The organism is [Flexibacter] sp. ATCC 35103 (assembly GCF_001975985.1).
Taxonomy (GTDB): domain Bacteria; phylum Bacteroidota; class Bacteroidia; order Flavobacteriales; family Flavobacteriaceae; genus Flavobacterium.
In genome coordinates, this window is record NZ_MTQF01000026.1 from 1 (window position 1) to 3990 (window position 3990).

1 protein-coding gene is annotated in these 3990 nt (G+C 44.0%); it reads left to right on the plus strand.

What is annotated here, in order from left to right; translation table 11 throughout:
* Nucleotides 1-10 precede the first annotated feature (10 nt).
* Nucleotides 11-3990: non-ribosomal peptide synthetase (locus BXU01_RS23420; protein ID WP_123774182.1), on the plus strand; the 3980-nt coding region annotated here is incomplete at its 3' end.

A 3990-nucleotide genomic window follows, 5' to 3' on the forward strand; every position in this document is an offset into this window, starting at 1 on the left:
TTTAAATTTTATGAATAAAGACGGTGTTTCTAGTAATGTTAATCTAGTTTCGAAATATTGGAATAAAAAGACGTTTGGTCGAGAAGATTTATCTCATCAAGATAGTGATGCTGACTTCTTGGCTGTTGTTAATTTTGATTTTAAGGAGTTAACATATTTTCATAAAATTACAGGTAATAATGCACTAGCAGGTTTTACCGTTGTAAGTTCTGTTTATTGTTTTTTATTAAAAAGACTGACTTCAGATTTTGATGGCTGTATAGTTTCGGGTTACGGTTCGGATTATGCTTCGCTGCTGTTTCTTTTTCCAACCGATCTTAAAACATCCTTTAAGGATTATCTTCAATATTGCAGACATGAGGTGCTTGAAAGCCTGGAGTACGGGGATCTTTCTGGAAGCGTATTTGCAGATGGCTTTGACCATTTGTCGCATTACCGAATCAATTTCAATTCCCGTGATGCATCATCCAGAGGCATAACCCTTAATGTGATGCTCAGCTCAGGGGGCGATCTGGAGTTTGAGTTTTACTATTCGGACCATTTTGTAAATAAAGGACTTGTAGAGCGCCTGGCGGACTGCATGAGGGAATTTATCCTTAATCTGGAAGGCAATGTGCAGGGCATTTTATCAGCATTTCCTGTGTTGTCCCAGCAGGAAAGACAGCAGGTTTTATATCACTTCAATGACACGGGGCTATCTTATCCGACTGATGCCACGATTGTGAGCCTTTTTGAAGAGCAGGCAGCGAGAATGCCGGACAATATTGCCTTAATATTTGAAAACACCCGGCTAACTTATAGGGAACTCAACGGGAAAGCCAATCAGCTGGCCCGTTATATTTCCCAGAACTGTGCTATTGGGACTGGGGATATCGTTGGGGTGCTTTTGCCTAAATCATCCAATGGAGTTATCTCGCTTTTGGCGATACTCAAGCTGGGAGGCGTTTATCTTCCCATCGACCCTCATTATCCGGGAGAACGAATCGATTACCTGATCCAGGACAGCGGGCTTAAATTTTTGATCAGCAGTACCTCTGGCAGCCATCCTTTTGTATCGCGAGAGGTTCAGGTCCTGTTTTTGGAGAACGCAGATCTCGACTCTCAGGATATTGCCAATCTAAGTAAAACTATTGATGCTCATGATTTAGCGTATGTAATTTATACATCAGGTTCTACAGGAAAGCCAAAAGGTGTTATGATTGAGCATACCAGTAATATAAACATGTCCCTGGACCAGATCCGCAGCTTTGAGATTACCCCGCAGGACAGGATCGTATGGTTTGCCTCAGTGTCCTTTGATGCCTCGATCTCAGAGATCATGATGAGCCTGTATAGCGGCGCGGCATTATGCATTCCCGATGAACATACCATAAAAGACAAAGATAAATTTACGGCTTTTCTAAAAGAGAGCCAATCTACGGTAGTTACCCTTCCCCCCAGTTACCTTGGTTTAATGACAGGGGATGACCTTTCGGGGCTTCGATGCATTATTACGGCAGGAGAGCCAGCCAATGCGGCGCATGCCTTGGCCATTACCGGTACAGGTATATCTTATTACAATGCTTATGGTCCTACCGAATGCGCAGTTTGTGTTTCGATTTATAAGGTGACTGAAAAAGACTCTGGCAAATCGGCCATTTCCATCGGATGCCCAATAGCCAATACCCAGATTTATATCCTGGACGATGCCCTGGAGCCTTTGCCTGTGGGAGTTGCCGGAAAACTCTATGTTGGGGGAGCAGGCGTAGGCCGCGGCTACCTGCATAAAGAGGTATTAACGCGCGAGAAATTCATTTCTAATCCTTTCAATGAGGATTCCCTGCTTTACGATACCGGAGATTTGGGCTGCTGGCATTCTGATGGCACTATTGATTTTTTGGGACGAAAGGACCATCAGGTGAAGATTCGCGGCTACAGGATTGAATTGGGGGAGATTGAAAATACAATATTGCAATATCGCCAGGACATCAGGCAATTGGCCGTAGAGGTTAGGGAAAACAATCAGCAGAAAGTACTGGTGGCGTATCTGGTTAGCAAATCAGGTATCGATAAATCGCACCTAAGGGATTTTTTACTGGCACGATTACCGGATTATATGGTTCCGGCGTTTTATGTACTGCTTGATAAACTGCCCCTTACCCCAAATGGCAAAATAGACCGCAAAGCCCTTGGGGGCATTACCCAGGGCGATCTTATAAAAAAAGAATATGTTCCCGCAGCCACGGCACTTGAAGCGGATCTTACCGTTATCTGGGAAGAAATACTTGGAGTAGAAAAAATAGGTACCACCGATAATTTTTTTGAACTTGGAGGACACAGTCTTTCGGTTTCCCAGGTTATCAACGCCATAAACAAGAGCCTTGGCAGAACCGTTTCGTTTAAGAATTTTTTTGCATCCCCGACTATCTCGGGTATAAGCGCACAGTTGGAAGAGAGCAGCTACAAGGGTATTGCCCAATGTGCAGTCTCTGACTCTTATCCGTTAACGGCCTCGCAAAACAGGTTATGGCTTTTGAGCCAGCTTGAAGGGGGATCGCTTGCCTATAATATGCCTGCGGCAGTTAAGCTGGAAGGGCCAATTGACGCGGCACTATTTGAGGAATCCTTCAGATTGCTGATCGATCGTCATGAGATTTTAAGAACCAGTTTTAAGATAGATGCTCAGGGAGAGGTTCGCCAATATATTGCAGCCAGCGGAGAAAGTTCATTTAGCATGGAGCAAAAAGACTTTCTGGGAACTGAAAACCAGCAGGAGAAGATTTTAAATTACCTGCAGCAAAAGAACAGGACAGCTTTTGATTTGGAACAAGGTCCCCTTATGAGGATTTCTTTGGTGCGTTGTGAAGAAAACCAGCATATTTTTTTCCTGTCCCTACACCATATCATAGGTGACGGCTGGTCGATAGAAATATTGATCTCAGAGATTATACAAATATACAATTCCCTTAAAGCGGGAAAACCAGTCAGCCTGCCTGAGCTTGGTATCCAGTATAAGGACTATGCAGTGTGGCAGAATAGAGAACTCCAAAATCAGAAACATACCATATCGGCACAATACTGGCTCAAGAAGTTCTCAGGCGAATTGCCGGTACTGAACCTTCCGGGCTTTAAGAGCCGTCCCCTTGTGCAAACCTACAACGGCGATACGATCCGGCATACCTTTAACGAAGAATTTTTAAATAAGCTAAAGAAGTTCTCCCAAGAGTGGGACGTTACTTTGTTTATGGTCCTGACCACGGCCATAAATGCGCTGTTATCGCGCTATACCGGACAGCAGGACATCATAATTGGTACCCCTGTAGCGGGCAGGGAACATCCGGATCTGGAGAACCAGATCGGCCTGTACCTCAATACCCTTGCCATACGCAGCACGCTGGAGCAGGGGAGCAGTTTTCTGGATGTGTTAAAAAGCCAGAAAGAAACCCTGTTGGAGGGCTATGACCATCAGAATTATCCTTTTGACGCTTTGGTTGGCAGCCTGAATTTAAAGCGCGACACCAGCCGCTCGGCCTTGTTTGATGTTTTGGTTGTACTGCAGAACCAAAGCCAGTTAAACCGCTTTAAGTCCGAGGAGCTTTCAGAGCTTCGGGTAAGCGACTATGGTTTTAAAAGTCAGAGCTCACAGCTGGATATGAGTTTTACCTTTGTAGAAACATCGGTATTAAACCTGAGCATTGAGTACAATACAGATATTTATGATGAGTATCTGGCAGAGAGAATTTTCGGTCATTTTGAAAATCTTCTTACGGCATTTATGCAGGATCCCCATCAGGCAATTCAGCAGGCAGACTACCTGAGCATGGCAGAGAAAGACCAGCTTTTAAATGGCTTTAATAATACTGAACTGGTTTATTCAAAAGAAAAAACCATAATCGATTTATTTGAACACCAGGCAGGGAAAACCCCAAATAATATTGCCGTGGTATTCGAAAATACCGAATTAAGCTATAAAGAACTTAACGAAAAAGCCAATCAGCTGGCGCATTATCT